Origin of the sequence: Shewanella sp. 5S214, assembly GCF_041439795.1 — a bacterium.
GTDB lineage: Bacteria > Pseudomonadota > Gammaproteobacteria > Enterobacterales > Shewanellaceae > Shewanella > Shewanella vesiculosa.
This window is the reverse complement of sequence record NZ_JBGOOV010000004.1, coordinates 63,619-84,155: the sequence shown is the minus strand read 5'-3', so window position 1 is coordinate 84,155 and position 20,537 is coordinate 63,619. Positions and strand designations below refer to the sequence as shown.

General features: G+C 41.1%; 22 protein-coding genes. 10 read left to right on the top strand and 12 right to left on the bottom strand.

The genetic code is table 11. The annotated features are described in order from the left end of the window. Positions 1-94 precede the first annotated feature (94 nt). Complete coding sequence (locus ACED29_RS03755; RefSeq protein WP_371697071.1) at positions 95-1,054, top strand: DMT family transporter; 960 nt, start codon at positions 95-97, stop codon at positions 1,052-1,054. Positions 1,055-1,168: 114 nt separating this feature from the next. Here the strand turns inward: ACED29_RS03755 and ACED29_RS03750 are convergent, their stop codons facing one another. The 3 genes from ACED29_RS03750 to ACED29_RS03740 all read right to left on the bottom strand — a co-directional run bounded on the left by ACED29_RS03750 (position 1,169) and on the right by ACED29_RS03740 (position 3,014). Beyond that, a complete protein-coding gene (locus ACED29_RS03750; protein ID WP_124015227.1) occupies positions 1,169-1,690 on the bottom strand; it encodes a DUF1993 family protein in 522 nt (173 codons plus the stop codon). 310 nt (positions 1,691-2,000) lie between these two features. Next, positions 2,001-2,516, bottom strand: a complete 516-nt coding sequence (locus tag ACED29_RS03745) for a hypothetical protein (protein WP_371697070.1) — start codon at positions 2,514-2,516, stop codon at positions 2,001-2,003. A gap of 111 nt (positions 2,517-2,627) precedes the next feature. Then, positions 2,628-3,014 (bottom strand): carboxymuconolactone decarboxylase family protein, encoded by a 387-nt coding sequence (locus ACED29_RS03740; RefSeq protein WP_182696828.1) that lies wholly within the window; start codon positions 3,012-3,014, stop codon positions 2,628-2,630. A gap of 579 nt (positions 3,015-3,593) precedes the next feature. On the opposite strand from ACED29_RS03740, the gene ACED29_RS03735 reads away from it, so the two are divergent. Continuing rightward, on the top strand, positions 3,594-4,199 hold the full coding sequence (locus tag ACED29_RS03735; RefSeq protein WP_371697069.1) for an excalibur calcium-binding domain-containing protein: 606 nt from the start codon (positions 3,594-3,596) through the stop codon (positions 4,197-4,199). A 154-nt stretch (positions 4,200-4,353) separates the two neighbouring features. Here the strand turns inward: ACED29_RS03735 and ACED29_RS03730 are convergent, their stop codons facing one another. Next, complete coding sequence (locus tag ACED29_RS03730) at positions 4,354-5,361, bottom strand: AraC family transcriptional regulator ligand-binding domain-containing protein (RefSeq protein WP_371697068.1); 1,008 nt, start codon at positions 5,359-5,361, stop codon at positions 4,354-4,356. A 176-nt stretch (positions 5,362-5,537) separates the two neighbouring features. On the opposite strand from ACED29_RS03730, the gene ACED29_RS03725 reads away from it, so the two are divergent. The 4 genes from ACED29_RS03725 (at position 5,538) to ACED29_RS03710 (ending at position 9,407) form a co-directional block, all read left to right on the top strand. Continuing rightward, on the top strand, positions 5,538-7,004 hold the full coding sequence (locus tag ACED29_RS03725; RefSeq protein ID WP_371697067.1) for a flavin-containing monooxygenase: 1,467 nt from the start codon (positions 5,538-5,540) through the stop codon (positions 7,002-7,004). Positions 7,005-7,066: 62 nt separating this feature from the next. Beyond that, positions 7,067-7,837, top strand: a complete 771-nt coding sequence (locus ACED29_RS03720) for an SDR family oxidoreductase (protein ID WP_371697066.1) — start codon at positions 7,067-7,069, stop codon at positions 7,835-7,837. A gap of 44 nt (positions 7,838-7,881) precedes the next feature. Further along, positions 7,882-8,934, top strand: a complete 1,053-nt coding sequence (locus ACED29_RS03715) for an alpha/beta hydrolase (protein WP_273057829.1) — start codon at positions 7,882-7,884, stop codon at positions 8,932-8,934. 194 nt (positions 8,935-9,128) lie between these two features. Next, positions 9,129-9,407, top strand: a complete 279-nt coding sequence (locus tag ACED29_RS03710; protein WP_124015235.1) for a DNA polymerase III subunit epsilon — start codon at positions 9,129-9,131, stop codon at positions 9,405-9,407. Between the two features lie 248 nt (positions 9,408-9,655). On the opposite strand, the gene ACED29_RS03705 is transcribed toward ACED29_RS03710, so the two are convergent. Further along, the gene (locus ACED29_RS03705; RefSeq protein ID WP_371697065.1) at positions 9,656-10,408 is read right to left on the bottom strand and encodes a class I SAM-dependent methyltransferase; all 753 of its coding nucleotides are present in this window, start codon (positions 10,406-10,408) and stop codon (positions 9,656-9,658) included. A gap of 215 nt (positions 10,409-10,623) precedes the next feature. On the opposite strand from ACED29_RS03705, the gene ACED29_RS03700 reads away from it, so the two are divergent. Next, entirely contained in the window at positions 10,624-11,097 is a 474-nt protein-coding gene (locus ACED29_RS03700) for a hypothetical protein (protein WP_371697064.1), read from the top strand. A 2-nt stretch (positions 11,098-11,099) separates the two neighbouring features. Continuing rightward, complete coding sequence (locus ACED29_RS03695) at positions 11,100-11,609, top strand: hypothetical protein (protein ID WP_102037642.1); 510 nt, start codon at positions 11,100-11,102, stop codon at positions 11,607-11,609. Positions 11,610-11,957: 348 nt separating this feature from the next. Here the strand turns inward: ACED29_RS03695 and ACED29_RS03690 are convergent, their stop codons facing one another. The 3 genes from ACED29_RS03690 to ACED29_RS03680 form a co-directional block, all read right to left on the bottom strand. Beyond that, positions 11,958-12,269, bottom strand: a complete 312-nt coding sequence (locus ACED29_RS03690) for a hypothetical protein (RefSeq protein ID WP_235781721.1) — start codon at positions 12,267-12,269, stop codon at positions 11,958-11,960. Positions 12,270-12,676: 407 nt separating this feature from the next. After that, the gene (locus ACED29_RS03685; RefSeq protein WP_371697063.1) at positions 12,677-14,044 is read right to left on the bottom strand and encodes a malectin domain-containing carbohydrate-binding protein; all 1,368 of its coding nucleotides are present in this window, start codon (positions 14,042-14,044) and stop codon (positions 12,677-12,679) included. 254 nt (positions 14,045-14,298) lie between these two features. Beyond that, positions 14,299-14,724, bottom strand: a complete 426-nt coding sequence (locus ACED29_RS03680) for a hypothetical protein (RefSeq protein WP_182741723.1) — start codon at positions 14,722-14,724, stop codon at positions 14,299-14,301. Between the two features lie 433 nt (positions 14,725-15,157). Between ACED29_RS03680 and ACED29_RS03675 the strand changes: the two genes are divergently transcribed. Beyond that, positions 15,158-15,646 carry a TIGR00645 family protein gene (locus tag ACED29_RS03675; RefSeq protein ID WP_124015240.1) on the top strand — a complete coding sequence of 163 codons (489 nt, stop codon included), beginning with the start codon at positions 15,158-15,160 and terminating at the stop codon, positions 15,644-15,646. 45 nt (positions 15,647-15,691) lie between these two features. On the opposite strand, the gene ACED29_RS03670 is transcribed toward ACED29_RS03675, so the two are convergent. From ACED29_RS03670 to ACED29_RS03655, 4 genes are all read right to left on the bottom strand, one after another. Continuing rightward, complete coding sequence (locus tag ACED29_RS03670) at positions 15,692-16,414, bottom strand: hypothetical protein (RefSeq protein WP_371697062.1); 723 nt, start codon at positions 16,412-16,414, stop codon at positions 15,692-15,694. Next, positions 16,411-17,298 (bottom strand): hypothetical protein, encoded by an 888-nt coding sequence (locus ACED29_RS03665; RefSeq protein ID WP_371697061.1) that lies wholly within the window; start codon positions 17,296-17,298, stop codon positions 16,411-16,413. The genes ACED29_RS03670 and ACED29_RS03665 overlap by 4 nt, the downstream gene beginning before the upstream one ends. A 338-nt stretch (positions 17,299-17,636) precedes the next feature. Further along, entirely contained in the window at positions 17,637-18,938 is a 1,302-nt protein-coding gene (locus ACED29_RS03660; RefSeq protein ID WP_371697135.1) for a HipA domain-containing protein, read from the bottom strand. 2 nt (positions 18,939-18,940) lie between these two features. Continuing rightward, positions 18,941-19,177, bottom strand: a complete 237-nt coding sequence (locus ACED29_RS03655; RefSeq protein WP_371697060.1) for a helix-turn-helix transcriptional regulator — start codon at positions 19,175-19,177, stop codon at positions 18,941-18,943. 289 nt (positions 19,178-19,466) lie between these two features. Between ACED29_RS03655 and ACED29_RS03650 the strand changes: the two genes are divergently transcribed. Next, on the top strand, positions 19,467-20,504 hold the full coding sequence (locus ACED29_RS03650) for a nuclease-related domain-containing protein (protein WP_371697059.1): 1,038 nt from the start codon (positions 19,467-19,469) through the stop codon (positions 20,502-20,504). Positions 20,505-20,537 lie beyond the last annotated feature (33 nt).

Below are 20,537 nucleotides of genomic sequence, written 5' to 3'. Positions count from 1 at the left end.
AGATACTTCATAAAAAGATACTTTACAAAGATAACTTAGCAGTCCAGAATCAACACTTATCTTTATATGAAGATATTTAATACTAAGGTAGTTTATGAATATTTTACTCGCCATGATCCCAGCCTTTTTTTGGGGTACCACTTATGCGATGACCCAGCTCACTTTACCTGACTGGCCAGCGTTATTACTCGGTGCTCTGCGTGCATTGCCTGCTGGACTCATTTTATTGGCAATCAAACCGACTAAGCCCCAACAAGCCGACTGGTCTATTTTGATAAAACTCGGTGCGATTAATATTGCGGTGTTTTTCAGTTTGATATTTATTATGGCACTAACACTTCCGTCGGCCATCTCTGGTATAGGGATGATTTCAGTGCCCGTTTTCGCGATGCTATTTCATTGGGTAAGCAGTAAAAAACGCCCTAATCTGCCGCAAGCCTTTTGTGGCGCGATCTTAATTGCTCTAGCGTGGATGCTATTTGACCCCAGCACTATTAGTTTAAATCCTATTGGGTTAATGGCGATGCTGGCGGCTATTAGCTGTATTATTATCGGCAGCACGATCACTAAAGCACTGGGATCACGCATTCATTGGTGGACCATACTCACCTGGCAGCTCATTATCGGCGGAGCATTATTATTGGTTGCCGCAGGCATTCAGGCACTATTTTCACCTGAACAATACCTCAATGTGATCAAGCAATTTAGTCTGACTAATGGCTTCGGCATTAGCTGGATAATATTACTCAACACTGTACTCGGTTACAGTATGTATGTGTGGTTATTGCAACGTATGTCGGTTGTCGACTTCACTTTTGGCGGCATAGCCAACCCAATAGCAGGTATTGCCTGTGGTTTTGTGTTAATGGGTGAATCATACACACCACATCAATATTTATTGATGTGTGGCATGATTTTAGCCTCTATTGCGCCAACCTTGATTCAGTTGCTACGCCAAAAAATTACCGCATCAAATGCAAATAAACAATTGATTATTGAGCAGAGTAATAGCGAATTAAATCATCTGAGTAAAACAAAAATGCCCAAAAGCTAGTGTAAAAAAGCAAGTCAATACATGGCTTAGACAGTGGCTTCTGGGCGCAGCTATTAAAGGATACAAACGCTACATTAGTGGATGTATCCTCAATAGCCGATAACGAGTACTTTACTAAATAACAGGGACTTTATAAGGCATATCACCTAAGTAGTCTTTCTTACCCACTTCAACACCGTTGTGGCGCAATATTGCGTAGGCCGTAGTCACATGAAAATAGAGATTAGGAATGGCATGTTCAATAGCAAATTCATAGCCTGTTAGATATTTACCTGCCCAGCGAGGTTGTGACACATGGATAGTGGCAGCGTGAGCGAAGTCAGCTTCGCTAAAACCATTAATATACTCAATGACTGAAGCAATGCGTTGACGCAACTCCTCAAGTGTCGTTTCAGTATCATCATGCTTAGGCATAGTCTCTAAATTACCGGTTAATCTGGCAACACCAACTTTAGCCGTGTCACAGGCTATCTGAATCTGGCGAGTAAGATTAAATTGATCTGCCGCTAAGCGAGAGTTCAGCAATACTGCCATATCGACCTTTTTAAAGGCGGCAAATACCTCGGCCTTATCAAGAATATTATTTAAGTTATTCAGCATTTTGCTGAATTGCACTACAGTCAAATCGTACAGCATGGCAAAGTCCTCAATTGAGAGCTGCAAACTTAGCAGCGCTTAGATAATTAGTGATAACCGATGAGATTACAACCCAGTCGAAGATATTTAGGCCTCATTAGCCTCATTTAACGCTAACCAGAGACTTTTATGAGCAAAACTCTAACGATACAAACTCAATAAAGCATTTAGCAAATCATCACGGCCATCATATTGTTGATATATATCAGGTCATATTTTATCAAGATGTCGCTTACTGGCCTCAAATATGACAGTAAAGAGGCTGATATAATTGATATCTCGATCGATTTACACACTACCTTTTGCGCGATTAAAGCAAGGCTCTTAACTGGTTGAGTGCATCAACAGAGAAGCCTTGGTCATAAAAGTAAATCACTTTACCTTGGCCATCTAATAGCACCACTCGCGCATTGTTTGGTTTTTCATTACCGGTAAATGCTTGTACTTTTTCACCATCTTTATAGACAGTAACAACGCCTTTCCAAAGTGGCTTAGGGATGCCTGCACGCATACCACTGTCTATAAAGGTGCTGAACATTCTAGGAAACAATCCCTGTATGGTTGGCACTTCAAATACCGATACTTGCGTTTCGGTCATGTCTAAGCCAATTAACCAGCGATCAATATCAAACTGTGAATCTTGTTTATAACCGATCAGTAATAGCGCAGTTTCACCTTTTAAATCATCAGGCAAGGCCATAGATTGCCCTTCAAGATTTTGGCCTGACACCGATGGAAAAGTTTGCCCAGTAATGGCCTGATTTGGATAACTCGTGCTGCAAGCGCTGAGCAGTAATAAGCTTGCAATAATCATTAAATAACGCATTTTAAGTCCTTTTGGATAAGTATTAGATCCTGTTATACGTAACAATCTAAAAAAAGATTAGTGCTTTTACACACAATCATTTGGGCTAAAAAGTTAATAGATAACTCAGTGCTAGCTATTTTCTATAGCCCATTCTTCTATCGCTTCTTTTGCAGCCCGAAAGGCTTCAATTCCCGCTGGCATGCCGCAATAGACTGTTGAATGCAGTAATACCTCCTGAATTTCAGCAATGGAACACCCATTACGTAATGCCCCTCTAACATGACCTTTTAATTCAGTTGGAGCTTTTAAAGCCGCCAGTGTGGCAATAGTGATAAGACTGCGAGTTTGCTTAGAAATAGCATCACGAACCCAGACTTCTCCCCAACAATTTGCGGTCACTAAGTCTTGCAGTGGCTTGGTAAAATCAGTGACATTGCTGAGCGCTTTATCGACATAAGCATCCCCCATCACCTTGCGACGTACCTCAAGTCCTTTTTGGTATTGCTCATCATTCATCAGTAGCCCCCTCTATTGTTGCGTTGGTCAATTCATTAAAAATAATCCCGTCTATATACACGTTAAACTTAATCTTAAATAACACCACGTTTTTGTTGTAGCAAGTTGATACATTGCCCAAGTCGATATCAATTCATTTTTCCCTGAGTAGGTAAACATATCGACTATGTTTTATCGACCGTTCAGAAAGCCCAATCAAATAACTGGCTAAAACACTGTGATTGTAGGTATTATGTTACTGATTTAAAAGCATGATTCTAAAGTATGAATTTTATTAACTGAATGACCATCAAGGAAAGAATCGCCATGGAAAGAGGCATTATACCAATCCTTATTGAAGTGTGATCTATTTTAGGCGGCGTCAAAGTGCCAAGTACAATTCAAATGACTGCTGGTGTAGCAAGCTACATTTAAGGCATTTGAGGTAGTAATTGGTGTTATGACACCGCCCCGAAGGGCGAATTTATTAGGGCACTCTTCTTTGTTAGTCATTTTTGACGTGGAGCAACCATGCCTTCAAATGACTGTCTCGAATAGCACACTAATAATTTTCGCTAAAAGAGCAAACTTCAATGCGGATTGGTATCGGTTCGTTGGAATACCGAAAAAGGCTTTGGTTTTATCAAGCCAGAAACCGGTGATAATCAAGATGTCTTTATTCACATTTCAACCTTAAAACACATGACCAGAAAGCCCATTGTTGGCGATGAGATCCTATTTCATCGTGAGAACCAGCCCGACGGTAAAGTCAAAACCGTAAAAGCCAGTATAGAAGGCGTCGCAGTGGCGTCCAACAGCATTCGTCCAGCGTCTCACACCAGTCAACATCATCGAAAAAGCCCATCTCATCATGACGACAACTACCGCTCAAGCCCAGTACTTGGCCGCGTAATCATGCTTATTATCCTGCTTGGGGTTGGTATTTTCGGTTATAAACAATATCAAAAAATGACCGCTACGCCAGTGCTGACCAATGAAGATGTTGAGCAGATGCTGTGGACACCAACCGTATCAAAACCAAGTTCAATCAATCTACAACCACAGTTCAGATGCGAAGCTGGTAAAACCCACTGCAGCCAAATGCGATCATGTGCTGAAGCAACCTTTTATATCCGTAACTGCCCAGGTACACAAATGGACGGAAATAACGATGGAGTTCCATGTGAAAGGCAGTTCTGTAATTAAACATGAGGTGATGCAGTCATAGAAAGCAGGTTCTGGCTAACAGCCACTTATTCTAAGTTCTAAGTTCTAGGTAAGAGTCTTTAGATTTGAGGTCTAAAGTCTAAGGTCTAAGGCTTGAGATTCTAGCTAGCCTTTAGCTATGAAGAACAGCTGGCTATCGCTGTTTTGTTGCCTGCTTGCGATACTGGCTTGGGGTAATGTTTTTGCAGCGCTTAAAGCTGTGGCTAAAATTAGCCCCATCACTAAAACCAAGTCGCTCAGCAATTTCATCAAGTTGCATCGGCTTTAGCAGCAGTTCCTCAGCGATGCCAAAACGCACATCATCACGTACTTGGCGCCAACTGGTTTGTTCTAGTTTGAGTTGACGATGTAAAGTGCGAGTCGTACGGGCTAAATGCTGGGCGATGTCTTCCATTGATGCTGTTAAGCCTAAGTGCACTAAGGTGTCTTTGACCAACTTGGCGACAGGTTTCCAGTTTTGTTTTTGTTGCAGTAACTGGCTGCATTGCGCTTCACATAATCTGGCGGTGGCTTCATTGGCTTTTACCAAGGGCAAATCCAATAGCGGGGCTAGTCCAGAAAAGCCATTATAATTGGCATTAAATTGGATCTCAGCTCCGAGTTTTTGCTTTATATCTTCTAGGCACAAGCCTACAGGCTGAGGCGACATAAACTGCAATTTTATCGGTAAGCCGTTACGTTCAAATACTTCTCGTTGGATCATCGCCGCGCCCAACATGTCTCTGACTAATACGAGCTCACCTAACTTACCTGCAATGTCGCACGAGAACCTTAAGGATAAATCGTCGCTAAGCTCAGTTAATGTTATCTGAGAAAAAACATAGGTTAAATCTAGATACCGCAAGCCAAATTCAATCGCCTTTCTCGCAGTACTGCTGGCCAACAGGGCATACCCCATAATGCCATAACTGGTCAGGTGATAACGGCAGCCTAATTCCATTCCTACTTTAACTGGGCATTCAGTAGTAAGCATTAGGTTATTTAACACCTGTAACTCTTGCTTCTCTTCAATCAGCCGCTCATGGTCAGCTAATTGAGCACTGGTTAAACCCGACCCTTGCAGTAAAACATTCTCATCAATACCCAGCTCAATGCCATGGGCAACGATAATCTGCACACTGGTAATACTGCGAAATGTCATAAGTGATGGCCGTAATGTCTTAAAATCACAAATATACGTCTATTTAGACGCTAGATCAATCAAGCCCAATTTCCTATGCTGGACAGATAACATCATTGGTTAACAATCTTTGAATGATCGTGTAGCGAAATGGCTATTCAAAGTCATAATTAAAAATAACAATCATTGAGGTCCGCATGACCCAAGTTAAACGAAACCCTGCGGTGGTGATCATTGGTGCAGGTATGACGGGCATTTTAATGGCCATCAAACTGCGTCAAGCTGGTATTACTGACATTGTAGTGCTAGAGAAAAAAGGCTCTGTGGGCGGAACGTGGCGCGAAAATACCTATCCAGGTGCGGCCTGTGATGTACCCGCTCACATGTATACCTATTCATTTGAACCCAATCCCAATTGGAGCCGATTTTTCGCCCATGGACCAGAGATTAAACAATATTTTGAGCATGTGGCAGATAAGTATGAGGTTAAACGAGACATACGCTTTAACGAAGCGGTTACCGATGCACACTATGACAATGGCAAATGGACAGTAAAAACCAGCCAACAGCAAACCTATATCGCCGATTTTATTGTGTGTGCCACAGGCATTTTGCACCATCCGCAATTTCCAGACATTCCTGGATTAGCTGATTTTAAAGGCACCACATTTCATACCGCCCAATGGAACCACGACGTCGATATATCTGCCTCAACTCGGGTTGGGGTAATCGGTACTGGGTCAACCGCGGCACAAGCCATTCCTGAATTGATTAATACTGGTGCTAAGGTCTCGGTTTTTCAGCGCACACCACAATGGTTAATGCACTTACCCGATTTTACCTTTTCAAAAACCAGCCGCAAACTGATGGCTCGCTTTCCCATCATTACCAAAATCCACCGCAATACTGGTAAGTTTTTTCTAGAACATTTTTTTACCAAAGCGGTAACTGGACACTTTATCCAAAAACATGTGTTAAATTTTTTGTGTAAAGCCAACTTAAGATTAAGCATTCAAGACAAAACTTTACGCGAAAAGCTGCGACCTCATTATCAAGTAGGCTGCAAACGGGTCATTATCAACACCACTTTTTATAAAGCCATTCAAAAACCCAATGCTGAGTTAATAACAGAGGCCATTGAGCGCATAACTGCAACAGGCATTATCACTAAAGACGGTACACACCATGACCTCGATGTATTGGTACTGTCGACAGGGTTTAATGCATTTAATTTTATGCGCCCAATGAATCTAATTGGCCGCAACAATTTGCACATTGATAAGGCGTGGGCTCATAAAATTAAAGCATATCGGTCAATGTTACTCAGCGATTACCCTAACTTCTTTTTAATGCTCGGCCCCAACACACCTATTGGTAACTTTTCGGTTATCGCCATGAGCGAGGTTCAAACTGACTACGTGATTAAATTGATCGATAAATGGCGTGAGCATCAATTTGATGAGTTTGAAGCCAAACAACAAGCCATTGACGATTTTAATGCCTACGTAAAAGAAGGGTTAAAGGGCACTAGCTGGGTTGGAGGATGCCAAAGCTGGTATTTAGATGCCGATGGCGACCCCATTTTATGGCCCTACACTTGGCAGCGCTGGGTTGATGAAATGAAACAGCCGCAGATGGAACACCTTAATACCCGTTCATTTTAGTTGGCTTAGCCACCTTTTCACTTGTACTGATTCACTCGCACTAAAAATAACCAGGTTTTATCATGAATAACAACACGATATTTATTACCGGCGCGGCTTCTGGGATTGGCTTAGCCGCTGCTCGGCACTTTCATAAAAAGGGCTATTGGGTCGGTATGGCCGACATCAATTTAGCGCAATTAACACAAGCCACCGAAATATGGGATAGAACTCGAATACGCTTGTTTCAGCTGGATGTCACTGATGTGTCACAAGTACAACACGCTATGGCTAAATTTTGTGCGGAACATAATCATTGCTTGGCTGTATTACTTAACAATGCCGGCATATTGGAAATTGGTCCATTTGAAGACATCTCTATAGAACATCATCAGCGTACATTAAGTGTCAATGTCATCGGGGTCATGAATCTGTGTCATGCTGCATGGCCATATCTAAAAAATACTGGCACGAGTACTATTATCAATATGTCATCAGCCAGTAGCGATTATGGCGTACCAGAATTAGCCAGCTATTCGGCGAGTAAGTTTGCCGTAAAAACGCTTACCGAGGCGCTGGAACTTGAGTGGCAAAAGTACGGCATAAGAGTATGTGATGTCATGCCGCCTTTTGTGGCAACCAATATGCTTAAGGCACAGAAACACACCGCCAAAGTCATGCAACGACTCGGTGTGAACATTACTGCTGAACACGTAGTCGCTGTGATTGATAAACAAGTGAAACACCCTAAAACCCATAGAACGGTCAGTGTTTTTTATGGCCTATTGCATCGATTAAGTAACGTATCACCTACGTTTATCAATCGCTTGGTGATGAAGTGGTTAAGTCGATAAACATGTGGTTCTAATCAGTTCACAATAATAAAAAGGCCATAGAAATGGATAACCTTAATCAACCAACATCATCACTAAACGAACCGCTACCAGGCAAACCACTGCAAGCATCCCAGCTTGAAGCTAAACAATTAATGGTCGCCAAGTGGTTATCATTAGCGCCGTTATACAAATTGCCAGTAACATTATTCAGGTATGTATTTCTAGCGATGGATCGAGTACTTGGGCTGACTAAAATTGAAATGGATAAGATTGTCGAGTTAGTCATTCCAGTGAGCACGAATCATCGCGGCGATGCCACAGACACAGCTGATAACCTGCACATCAATAACACCATCAAGCTACGCATTTACTATCCTAGTGCCAACAAGTCTCAAAAAACCTTAGTGTACTTTCATGGTGGCGGCGGCGTTATTGGCAGTATTAACACCCACGATCACTTTTGCCGCTATCTGGCTAAACACGGCAAGATGAACATCATATCTGTTGGCTATCGACTGGCCCCAGAACATAAATTTCCAATCCCGATTTGTGATGCCATCGAGGCGTGGAACTATATCAATGACAATCATCAACAACTGAATATCAATCCACAATATATCGGTGTGGGTGGTGATAGCGCAGGCGGATATCTGGCTTGTATTATCGGCTTAAATTCATTGCAAACGTCACTACCAGTACAGGCCAAAGTAACTCCTGCATTTCAGTTTTTGATCTACCCAATGGTCGACTTGCAAGGTTTGACCGAGTCTTATCGCCGTTTCAATAAGCAGTTAATACTCACCCGCGATTTAATGGATTATTTCAGGCTGCATTATTTGAATTCTCTCGACGAAGTCACCCTGCCATTAGTGAGCCCACTACAGGCAAAAGACATCAGCGAATCGCCAAAAAGCTACATATTAACCCTAGGTTACGATCCATTAAGAGACGACGGCATTGCATATGCCCAGCGCCTAAAAGCGGCAGGCATCAATACACAACACCAGCATTATGACGATTGCATGCATGGCTTTATTTCAATCACAAAACTCAGTGCGCGCGCTAAACAAGCGACTCATGATATCGCGATGGCCTTAAACAGCTTTAATGATTGAACGTTACAGGTAACAGATAGCTGAACCGCCTCTAGAAGCCACCAACAGATGATAAAGTTTACTCAGACGCCATGTATTACAGGCTAACAAGCCAACTTATGCTAAAATGCGCCGATCAGCTTTATGAATGTGCATCTCATTTATTTGACTGAGCGTAGTGAAGCCTACCGTGATTAACTAATGAGGATACACCAATGAGTAAGTTAAATGCCGAAGAGCGCAAAGCTCGAGATAACGATCGTTTTTCAAAACGAGTGGATGAACGCAGAGTAAAAGGCGAAGATGTCGTTGCGTATGCACTTGCCAATGAAAAAGCGTTTAAGTTTCTAACCAAAGATGAGAAACACAGCCTTAAACAAAGACAAGCGGCACTAGTAGAAGAAGTCAGCATTAAAAAACAGCAACAAACCGAGCTTAAAAACCAGCAAGAATTAGACAAGGTTCAAGCAGAATTTACTGATACCGCACAGTAATCCCTCATCAACAGCCATTGTTACTGATGATGGCTGGCCATATTCAAATACCTATTTTTATACACTTAAGCCAATATAAATAGGTACTTAAAACTGGTGAAAATTCACTGGCATGCGGCAAAATTAAATGAGAACACTCACATTTTAAAAGCCCATGTATAAAAGTTTTACTCTCAACCGCTTATTTATTGTCTAAAAATCTGCATTCCGGCTCACCAGCAATAGCGAATGACCGCTAAAAACCTTAGCTACTCAATCTCACGTTTCGTACACACAAACAAGGCGTTGCCTGAAGCTAAATCCCACGGGATGATTTTGTCGTAATCGTGTTCAAATATTTGCACATCGAAGTACGGGCTTAACAAGGCTTCGAGTTCAGTAAAACTGGTGGCGACCATCGCATGGGAATCTTGCCATTGCTGAGTCTTATCAGCATCAGTTTTGGCAATGCTGACATTAAGCGACTGCATTTCACCCTCCCCCTGATAATGCCAGCCAGATTCAAACACAAACTGGCTGCCCGCAAACTCGGCGCTGTGGCGCACTGACGCCTTGTTATTGATTTTATGTTTATCAACTGTGTTGAAACAAAACAGGCCACCAGTATTTAATGCTTTATACACACTCGCAATGCAGGCTTTAAGCGCCTCGGTACCTGGAGAGTAATGAATCGAGTACAAGAAACAGGTGATCAAATCGAGTTTTTGGTCAACATAAAACTCAGTCATATTTTGCAAACTAAACTGCGCTTCAGGACAACGACGCATAGCAATATCGAGCATAGGTTGATTGATATCCAGACCACTGCTTTGAAACCCTAAATCGATGAAATGCCTCACGTGCGGCCCAGTGCCACAGGCTAAATCTAAATGTTGTTTACCGCTGTTACCCAAAAACTGATGCAAGCGCACTATGCTATTGCTTTGCTGCTGATAGTTAATGTCACAGCACATTAAATCGTAATAACCGGACAAATCGGTATAAAGGGCATTGGTAGACATATAAAGGGATCGGCGACATAGGCAAATTTAGGGTGGCGCATCATATATCAAATCGCACGATTGAGAAATAAGGAATCGCTGAACCTAGAAGCAAGCTTATACACAGTCACTTTGTTCGACTGGATTAAATACATACTTTGTAAGGATGGTTTAACAACACCTAGGTTGTTAAAATGTTTAATTTTATACGGAAGTTTTGAATTATATGGAGATAGATGATCATAAATAAAAGTGTACACCTTAAACAGTTTGATAATGACGAGCTTCTTTTTGATGAAAATGAAACCGTCATTATTCTAAAGTTTATATTTATGAATCAACATGAATTGATCGATGAATTGATTATTACCGATGCTGTGCGTGGTTTTGCTCAAGGATTGTTACTGGAAGCTGTAGACTCCTCATATGCAATGGGGTTTCTTGATGCTTTATTTGGGTCATTGATGAATCCTACCGCTGGAGTCAAAAAAGTGATTATTAAGTTTGGAAGAAAGTCACTCAAACATTGGTTTAGCCATGCATCAACTAACGACTTAATGCGTATTCAAATTTACGACATAGTACGTAATCAGCTATCAATTAGTTTTTTGAGCGTATTAAAAATGCATGCTAACGGCGTCGCGAAGACGGATACTCCCCACTTTGGAATACTGGCTCTTCATAGTAATAATAAGATTGTATGGGGTTAAAAATGAAGGCTAAAACTTTATTCATTGGTATTGTGACACTTACTGTAGTTTATGCCATTGGTGCTAGTTACACATTATCGAACAGGAAGATTGAAGATGTCATTCTGTGTGGTGCCGGTGAAGATGGTCTGTATATTCCTCATGCAGTTTGTCATACTTTTTTAATGAATTTTAGACTAATGAATTCTGACATCAAAGAGTTGGAATCGAGAGGAGGCATCGCAACCCTATTTGGGATTAGGAATGAAGATAAAAAGTACCTCTACTTAGACAGTTTTATTGAAAATGGGGCTTCGGTGAACGCACCGAGTACGATTAGTCGTCTACCACCACTTCATGCAGCGTTATTGCTTAATGATAGTAAGCTAGTCAATTTTTTGATCCTTCGCGGCGCAGACCCTAAACAAAAAAATACCCAGTTCGACATGAATGCATATGACTTTGTTATTCATTTACAAGCGAAGAAGCCTTCGATAGATCGAAGTGACATTTTGAAAGCTCTCTCTCACTAAAGCAACAACTTATAACCAGTGCACATACGAGTGAGCTCGGAATCAAAATTAAAAAATGACTATAAATACGATGAACTTAGTACACTCTACCAATACCCAAAAGCCTCGATACCATTAAATATCAAAGCTTTTTCATATTTAAATTTTAGGTTATTAATCCTAAATCAGCTTAGTCGTTCAAGCTAGCCATATATGTAATCATGTTAGGACAAGATACTTTACTACGACGTTTAGCTTGATAAAAAGAGCGCTAAAACAATAGAGTTATCACCGATGCAGGCTAGATAAAAGTAGACTCAGCCCCACTTAATCTCTCAATTAATCACTGATAACTATTACGTTAAATGGCTAACGTACCCACAGCATGAGCTCATTCGCACCTATCACCGCAGCTTGTCTTTTAATTAGGACTCCTGCTGAGTCAAAGAGTAATAGCTCATTAGGTCTCGCTCGGTATTTAGCGATGAACGCCTCTCCCTCAGGAGTAGCTTCTCTGGCAAGCAGAAAAAACACGTTATCACCAAGATGAGAGCGAGCTTCATTCATCTGTTCAGTCTGGGTGGTACTCGACACAAGGTTAGGATTATAAACAAAGACTACCGCAGGCTTACCCGTACCGATTTGCTCGTGAGTACCTTTAAATCCCTTGGGCATCAGCATGAGCAAGAGTCCAAGCAGCAAAGCTATGGATGCAATGACACTTATCGCAACCCAAGGTATTTTACGAGCTGCGTGTAAATTATGTTTATCCATAACGATAAGTCCTTCTTTTAAAGTTAAAATACATCACTAAGTAACAAGTGTAATCAACCAACCTGAGGCCTAGATTAAAAATGGCTGCGATAATCAGCAGATTATTTAAATGGCTATAACGTTTACCCTGACGGATCTCTTCTTAATGGTAAAGGTATCTATTATTCGATGTGTCTATTAATCACTTCGCTCAATTTTATCGCTAGTCTTTATCTAACACTTTTTCGATGTACCTATCTAATTGCATTGAATTAATGCCACTTTATCTGTTGAGGTTTTGCTAAAGAGCACTCAAAATATCAATCGGTCCGAGTTCAGGTTAGTGACTTTTTTTGATACAAACGTACGTAATCAATTAGCATTTGTTTCGGCCAGATATCGTCAGCAACCCCTTTAATACCTCCCCATCCACCGCCTACGGCAATATTAAGAATGACATGAAACGGTTTATCAAACGGCCATGATTGCCAGCCTTGGTGATCATTGATATACGAAAAATATAGAGTGTCATCGATAAACACATCTATGCGCTCTGGGCTCCATTCCATCGCATACAGATGAAAGTTATGGGTAACATCCGGCTCATAAAGCGCGCCTTTGCGTTGCTTAAAGTTTTTCCAGAAGAAGGCTTTATTGTGCATAGTAGAATGTATGCGCCCCTCATCAAAACCAACGTGTTCCAAAATGTCTATCTCGCCAGAATTCGGCCAGCTATTACACAGTTTTTGCTCATCGGTAGAATCTTCACAGGGTTCGGCATAAGCATCAAAATCACTTGGCATCATCCAAATCGCTGGCCAAGTGCCTAAGCCGTCAGGCAGTTTAGCCCTCACTTCCACTCGCCCATAAAGTAAATCGCCTTTACCGGCTGAAGTAATGCGCGCCGACGAGTATTCATCACCTTGAAAGAAATCACGTCGCGCTTCAATGATCAAATTTCCGCCTTGTTGACGCACGTTTTCGCTGCGATCAGTATAGCGTTGCAGTTCTTCATTAACGCGTTTGGGTGCCCACAGCTCATAGTTCCACTTATTCTCATCGACTCGGCCATCCTGATTAAACTCATCTTGCCAAAGCAGTTGCCAGTCTTTATCTACCTGATAAGGTTTACGAACCACAATGGCACTAATGCTGGCGTTGCCGGTTGCGGCTTTGAAATCAATATTCAATTGACCATCTGCAAGCTCAACATTTGGCACACTGATGTCATAGGAGGTCATATTACGCCCGTCGCGATCGTTAACGACATCAATAACAGGAATACGCTGCTGGCCCTCAATCCACACCGAGAACTGTCTTTTGCCTTCCTGAGTCCATTGGTCTTCGGCAAAGCGTAACGTCACACTATAAGTACCATTCGCTAGTGGCTGCTGGTAAGCAATAGTTTCACCCTGGCGAGAAGACAAATACAAGTTTGGATCTTGAGTGCCAAGTATCGTCCCCTTGGCGATAACAACATGACTCGCATCGCCACTGGCCATTTTTATAGCGTCAGCCTGATATTGAATCCCGTCTGAAGAAAGATAGGCATCGCCGCCACTATTAATAGCCCAGACTATTTGGTCCGAAGGATTAGCTTGATGATGTTGAGTTTGAGCTTCAGGTATTTTGAACGTGTGGTGGCTGCAGGCAGCTAACAGAAGAGAGGTGCTGGCGACCAGCAGCATTTTGCGATATTCCATTATGTTATTCCATAAATACGTCGGCGAATACCGATGATAAACGCAACACCTTATGTAAACAATATGTAACCGGCTGCACTTGAACGGAGAGCATAAGCAAAATATCCGAGCCGAATTACAGGTCATTAATGAGAAAACATTAAATGGAGCAATTAAATATTTAGGAGCAAAACAGAATAAATGAGGATGGCGCAATACCGTTTACGCTTGCCGATTACACTCTGTCACATACGTCATGCTCTAACACCAGTAAATTATTTCTGCGCTTCCTTTTGTATTTTAAATAAGGAAATGAGCTGTGTATTAAGCATAGTAATTTGATGATCTAACACTTTTCGCTGCAATTCAGCTTCTTCTGAATTGTCACCAATCAACTCTCGACGTTGCGCTTGTAACTCTTTAATATCTTCTTTTAACTGATCAATTTTCTTTTCTATTTCAGTGCGCGTATCGACTTGCTTTGTCTGCGGAGATGTTGCACCACGTGCATTATTACGCATTGTAGAACTTAATTCAGAAGACAGCTTTTTTTGCGCCTCATTTGAAATAGACACCTTATCTGTCGCTTCAACTTGAGTGTTCAATGTCCCCTGTGGTGCAATAGTAGACCGTAATCTAACTGACACTTTTTGCAGGTTATCTGTCACCGAAGTCGTTGAGTTTACGCCTAAAATATTCAATGGTTGCTCCTTGCATAGCAGGCTAATATTTATATCGACTTTGATGCTAAAACCTTTAGAAAACAGGGACAAAGACGGATTTAGTTAACGGTAACCATACTGATTAATCAATTGATTTTATTCGCTTTAGCTAAATCAACAGGGGGTATAAATACACAAACAACCGTTATCGACATCGAATAACTCACATTACCCATATCAAGCTCTTATAAGGTTTGCGGCCAAAAAATGACTTTCCCCTAGGCTCACCCCCACAAAAACCTAACGTCTACAGACATTATGAAATACACTATGCATCGCGCAAAGCGTATAGATGACACCTCAACATGCTTGCCACAGTATGCAAGCACAGCTAAAGTTCATCATGTTATTGTTTTACCATGAGTGGTTCGATTGATTTCTAGCGTATTTTATCTGAAGGGTTAAATTTTTTATGGAAAAAGTGTTTGAAAGATTGATGTATGCATCGCGCTGGATCATGGCGCCTATTTATTTAGGATTAAGCTTAGTCTTACTCGCCTTAGGCATAAAGTTCTTTCAAGAGATCTTTCACATCATACCCATTATTTTCACCATCGCAGAAGTTGATTTGGTGCTGATCACCCTATCACTCATCGACATCACCTTAGTCGGGGGCCTGCTCATCATGGTGATGTTTTCAGGTTATGAAAACTTCGTATCACAGCTTGATGTGGGCGAAAACAGTGAAAAGCTCAGCTGGCTAGGCAAGATGGATTCAGGTTCACTTAAAAACAAAGTGGCCGCCTCTATTGTGGCGATTTCATCGATTCACCTACTCAAAGTATTTATGAATGCCGAAAACATCGAAAACGACAAAATCATGTGGTATTTGCTCATCCACATCACCTTTGTGTTATCGGCCTTCGCCATGGGATATCTGGATAAGATTACCCGCAAGTAATTACAGAATTTAAAATAAGCCCCTATAAAATGGGGGCTGGTTTTACTACCACTGCTTTAACAAGGTAAAAGGTGCTTCTGAAGATAGACGCGTAAGAATGAAGTAATCTACTGAATGGTAGCTCCCACCTTCGACGGTATTACTGGTGCTCAAAAGCATATCCTCAATACCGTCACCATTATAGTCACCTTTAGCTCTTATATTAAGCCTTTGCGATCCTCCAGAATTATCAACAAAAATTGCGCTAGTTTCATCGATGGCTTCCACCTTCACGATATGACTCATTTCATCCCAATTTGTGGCTACAACCAGACGACGCTCATCATCCTTCGAGATAATTAAAGCTAATTGCGGCGGAACACGTTTGGCAAAGTTTTTGTCCAAATTAACAACACCAAGGTAGCTTTGATGTGATGGTTTAAACAGGGATAATTCTTGCCATGACTTACATATTTTATAATCTATTATAACGGCCCCATAATCCGCAGACTGCGAAGCTTCATACCCTAAATCTATACTCGCAACTAAATCTGCGCAGGTATTAACCGTTAACTTCTTATGGTGATTATGTTTCAGCTCTGTTTCATAACCCCATATGTCTTTATGTAAAAGTTTGAAGTCATCAGCATTGTGTATTTCCCTTGTTTGTTCGAGGAAAAACTCACCTGCATTTAATGGTAATAATGGTGCGATATTTCCAGTTGCACTCACACACCCAATCCCAAATACAGCTACAGCTCCTACTACTAACATTACTTTTATTATCATTTTGCATTACTCAATAAATTACGCACATAAAAATTACGATCTGTACTAAGCTGATGTCGATTAGATTCCAATGCCGCTTTTTTGAAATCACCAGCCTTGATATGTGTATTAAAATTAACAAATTTACCACTCAACTTTGTCAATCCAAGATTAAAAATCATATCAAATAATGCTAGCTTAACATCGTCAGGGTAAGCCGAGAACGTAGAGTATCCATAGAGACCTTTTAACTCTTTTTCAAAATTTACAATATGAGAGTCCCTAATTACATCAATATCTGTATTAAGAAGTTCCAACTTAGTAAATTTTTTGTAATAAGCAGCATTAGGTAGTTTCTGTGCGCCCTGAACTCTAACCCATTGTGCTTTTATGAGGTTAAACTCATCTTCAATCTGCTGAGCGGTTGCGGGCACACGCGTACTACTAACAACAAAAGGTACCTTTTGAGCAGCCTGAACATCTGTCATCATATGCCCAACACCTACAGTGACTTTACCAACAGTATCTAAATACATATGCGGTACACGCCCCTCATATTTCTCTAGATTTTTCTTCAAAATCACTTTGAGTGAGCCTGAAATAGGTAGCACTGCAGTCGCCAAATGTGCACTTAATTTTTCGTTAAACTTACGATGAGAGCGGCCGTTTGCATCGATTTTTCCGTCAGGACGAACCATGCCAACAGATTTACTTTGAAATATCTTAATCGCTGCGACTGTTTTTGAATGCTCTGGACGAGAACCCAATCTACCGTCCTCAACCAGTTTTCTTGTGGGTGGTATAAGTCCTAATAAATTATTTAGTGCTCCCTGCACGGCTTTCACATCATTTGGTGTATTTACACCGCCCACCCCTACAGATTGAGTGATTATTAACTTAGCCATTGTTACTCCTTGTAAATGTCTAAACGTTTTAATTAGCACTGACTTATAAAATTTGTAACTTATTAGTGCATCTAAACAAAATCTAGAAAATCTGTAGAAAGAATATACTTGAAATAGTAAACAGGTTAAATCATCAGAAATGATAGCTTTAAAATTAAAAACAATTACTTATGATAGTTTTAGAATAGATTCATTATTCGTCAGGGAATCTTTGAGCGATTGTAGATATCCAAAGCTGAATAGAGCAATCATTTTATTGATCACCTCTCAAAGGCATAATATCAAATTAGCAGAGGTACCACTAAATCTGACTCAACTAAATTACATTCACTTTATTATTACAACTCAACAGCCTTTACTTCAGCCGTCATATCAAGATAGCGTTGGCACCTTGTCATGAGTTGCTGGCGATAATCTGCCACAAAAGCATGCTCATCTTCATCAAGCGTTGGCAGCATCGCAATCACATCATCTATCACTTGCTCTATTTTAGTTGCCATCTTTGTTAAATTACTGACTAATAAGGCTCGTGGTAAATTCAGTTCCTCGGCGAACGAGGCCAGTTGATAAGCATAAATCTTATTAGGGTCGAATTCATCATCGATAGCCATTGCCATTTCTTGCTCGAAATCTTTATACATTGCCACATTGACTAAGTCATACCACGGGGTCGGTACCATACCTGTGGGAGTCATGAAAAATGAGTAGTTTTTGCCATGGGCATCAGCATTACCGCTGAGTAAATTAAATAAAGCCCACTGCAGCATATTTTGTTTAGCCGCTGCAGGATTAGTGCACTGACTGGCGAGGCTAAACAAACGAGCAAAGCTTACGCCCTCTCGAATACCTTTCACATCACGACCTGCCCCAAAGTTACGTTCGTATTTTTTGTTAACACTGAAACCCAACGCTTGGCAGCTATCAATCATGTGCCGTCTCAAGACTTTTTGAGGCTCAGGCATATAACGACGATCAAAGCGTTCGACACAAAGGGATTTGTGTTGACCAAACTCGACAATATCGACATGAGCAACATCGTTACCAATAGCCTTAGCCAAGCGCATGGTAAGAAACTCGTTAATCACTAAATGACGGTATTGCGCAAACTTCAAAATATGTGTGGATGCAAGCGAACCGTCACCAAAGCCAAAAGTTTTGCCGTTATAAAACAGGTTTAGTTTGGACTGCACCCCTGCGACTGACAGCCTTGGTTTTCCATCCCACACTTCCATTGGCCATAGCTGAGGATCTTCAATTCGCTTAATCACTTCATCAGCACTTATCTCCCTTAAGGCTGTTGCCGGTAGCAATATTCCTTTTGGCGAAAAAGTGATGGCACCCGCGGTATCAAGGCCGATACCACGAATAAGGGCAAACGTATTACCACGAGATACCCCTAGCGATTCAATTAAGTATTCTAAGCCTTTATTTTCGGGTAATAGGTTTACTAAAAACATCGCAATTTGATGGCTGTTAGCGGTTCCATCTAAGGGGACCATCGGCGAAATGGGAAACCCCCTTTGTTGCCAATCATGGGTGTATTGAACAGTGAATGTCTCGGTCGCGGGGTCAAATGACAGCTCACCAATTATCTGATCGCCAAGATGCATATCCAAAGTCAGTTTTTCAGCTGTACTCATCATTAGTACCAGCCATTAGAGTCTGCATCACTGGGCTGCGCCGCCAAAATGCTAATCCCCAAGCCATTAAGAATTTTGAACACTGTCGAGATATAAACATCTTCGCCTTTCTCGACACGAATTAACGTCTTTTTGGTCACGCCACACAGCATCGCCGCCACATCTTGAGTCAGTGCCGCATTGTTTCTGGTTTCTTTAATGAGTAAACCCAAGGATTGTTGATTGAGTGCAGGTGTCATAACGTTAGTCCAAAGTGTACTTTGCTACACTTTAGCTCTGAATGCTTGATATTTCAACAGTAAAGTGTAACAACCTACACTTTACTGTAATCTCCCCTGTCAAGATCAACAAAAGTGTAGTTAAGTACACTTTTTAATTATCTAAGTCGCCAAACGAGTTATAAGTGTAAGTTGTTACACTATCGAATCGATTACGCCCTACGTTTAAAATTAACACTGGCTTTTTTATCAGCATCATAGATATTATGAGCTTGATTATTATCAAGTTATGAATGGATGCTGTTGGTAAATGATTCTTAAAACTAAAACACTACAAATGACCAAAACGCCGCAAACGATTGCGGGTCAAAAACAGGAACAGGATGTAGCTTTCTTCTTACGCCGTGCATTTAAAGATCATCCTGAAGTACTGGTTATTAACGACTTCAAATTTAGCTTTAATGATGAAACGGCTCAAATCGATCACTTGATCGTTTATACCTATGGCTTTGTGCTAATAGAATCAAAAAGCATTAAAGGTCACGTTAAAGTGAACAACCAAGGCGAATGGACACGCAGTTATAACAACCAATGGTCAGGTATGTCTTCGCCCATCAAGCAAGTTGAGCTGCAACAAGCCTTGTTGCAAGAAATGCTCAAGCATCACAAGAATGACATATTAGGTAAGTTACTGGGTATAAAGCAGCAAGGCTTCAATGGACGCTGCTGGCATTATTTATGTGCGGTATCCAGTAATGCTGTGATCGACCGAAAAACCATGCCCAAAGGGATTTCGGACAAACTGTATAAAACTGAATTTTTGGTCGATGAGCTCAAAAATATCATGAATCTTAAACACAAACTGATCCGCTTGGTCAGTGTCACCGACACTCGACCAGACTTTAGTCAACAAGAACTCAATTCAATCGGCCAATTTCTTATTCGCCAACATATCGATTCAAATACTCAGCAGGCTAATAATGCTCCGGTGGGATTAAAGCAAACCCAAGCGATACCGAACACACCAGAGCTTGAGCAAGGGCCTAAACCAGCATCAGCACCCACTCATCATTTAGTTCAATCTACTGTCGCAATACTTGCACCTGTAGCAGCATTCGCGCCTGAGCAACACCCCATAATAAGCTGCAAACATTGCGGTGAATCAACACAATACACCCCGATGTATGGCAAATTCGGTTACTACATCAACTGTAACCAATGCAGCAAAAATACATCGATGAAATTACCATGCCCACAATGCACGAGTAAAAATACCAAAGTCACTAAGCGCAAAGAAACCTACACATTGAATTGTGTGGATTGTGGGTTTGAAAAGCAGATTATTTAGATGGTAAAAAATTTACTTTGATTTCACTTGTAT

Bases quoted from the DNA above. Each gene is read 5' to 3' on its own strand.
- ACED29_RS03725 (WP_371697067.1), top strand. From the start codon at position 5,538: ATGACCCAAGTTAAACGAAACCCTGCGGTGGTGATCATTGGTGCAGGT.
- ACED29_RS03700 (WP_371697064.1), top strand. From the start codon at position 10,624: ATGATCATAAATAAAAGTGTACACCTTAAACAGTTTGATAATGACGAG.
- ACED29_RS03655 (WP_371697060.1), bottom strand. From the start codon at position 19,177: ATGACACCTGCACTCAATCAACAATCCTTGGGTTTACTCATTAAAGAA.
- ACED29_RS03665 (WP_371697061.1), bottom strand. From the start codon at position 17,298: ATGGCTAAGTTAATAATCACTCAATCTGTAGGGGTGGGCGGTGTAAAT.
- ACED29_RS03730 (WP_371697068.1), bottom strand. From the start codon at position 5,361: ATGACATTTCGCAGTATTACCAGTGTGCAGATTATCGTTGCCCATGGC.
- ACED29_RS03745 (WP_371697070.1), bottom strand. From the start codon at position 2,516: ATGCGTTATTTAATGATTATTGCAAGCTTATTACTGCTCAGCGCTTGC.
- ACED29_RS03675 (WP_124015240.1), top strand. From the start codon at position 15,158: ATGGAAAAAGTGTTTGAAAGATTGATGTATGCATCGCGCTGGATCATG.
- ACED29_RS03705 (WP_371697065.1), bottom strand. From the start codon at position 10,408: ATGTCTACCAATGCCCTTTATACCGATTTGTCCGGTTATTACGATTTA.
- ACED29_RS03720 (WP_371697066.1), top strand. From the start codon at position 7,067: ATGAATAACAACACGATATTTATTACCGGCGCGGCTTCTGGGATTGGC.
- ACED29_RS03670 (WP_371697062.1), bottom strand. From the start codon at position 16,414: ATGATAATAAAAGTAATGTTAGTAGTAGGAGCTGTAGCTGTATTTGGG.
- ACED29_RS03685 (WP_371697063.1), bottom strand. From the start codon at position 14,044: ATGGAATATCGCAAAATGCTGCTGGTCGCCAGCACCTCTCTTCTGTTA.
- ACED29_RS03690 (WP_235781721.1), bottom strand. From the start codon at position 12,269: ATGCTGATGCCCAAGGGATTTAAAGGTACTCACGAGCAAATCGGTACG.
- ACED29_RS03750 (WP_124015227.1), bottom strand. From the start codon at position 1,690: ATGCTGTACGATTTGACTGTAGTGCAATTCAGCAAAATGCTGAATAAC.
- ACED29_RS03710 (WP_124015235.1), top strand. From the start codon at position 9,129: ATGAGTAAGTTAAATGCCGAAGAGCGCAAAGCTCGAGATAACGATCGT.
- ACED29_RS03660 (WP_371697135.1), bottom strand. From the start codon at position 18,938: ATGAGTACAGCTGAAAAACTGACTTTGGATATGCATCTTGGCGATCAG.
- ACED29_RS03650 (WP_371697059.1), top strand. From the start codon at position 19,467: ATGATTCTTAAAACTAAAACACTACAAATGACCAAAACGCCGCAAACG.
- ACED29_RS03755 (WP_371697071.1), top strand. From the start codon at position 95: ATGAATATTTTACTCGCCATGATCCCAGCCTTTTTTTGGGGTACCACT.
- ACED29_RS03740 (WP_182696828.1), bottom strand. From the start codon at position 3,014: ATGAATGATGAGCAATACCAAAAAGGACTTGAGGTACGTCGCAAGGTG.
- ACED29_RS03695 (WP_102037642.1), top strand. From the start codon at position 11,100: ATGAAGGCTAAAACTTTATTCATTGGTATTGTGACACTTACTGTAGTT.
- ACED29_RS03715 (WP_273057829.1), top strand. From the start codon at position 7,882: ATGGATAACCTTAATCAACCAACATCATCACTAAACGAACCGCTACCA.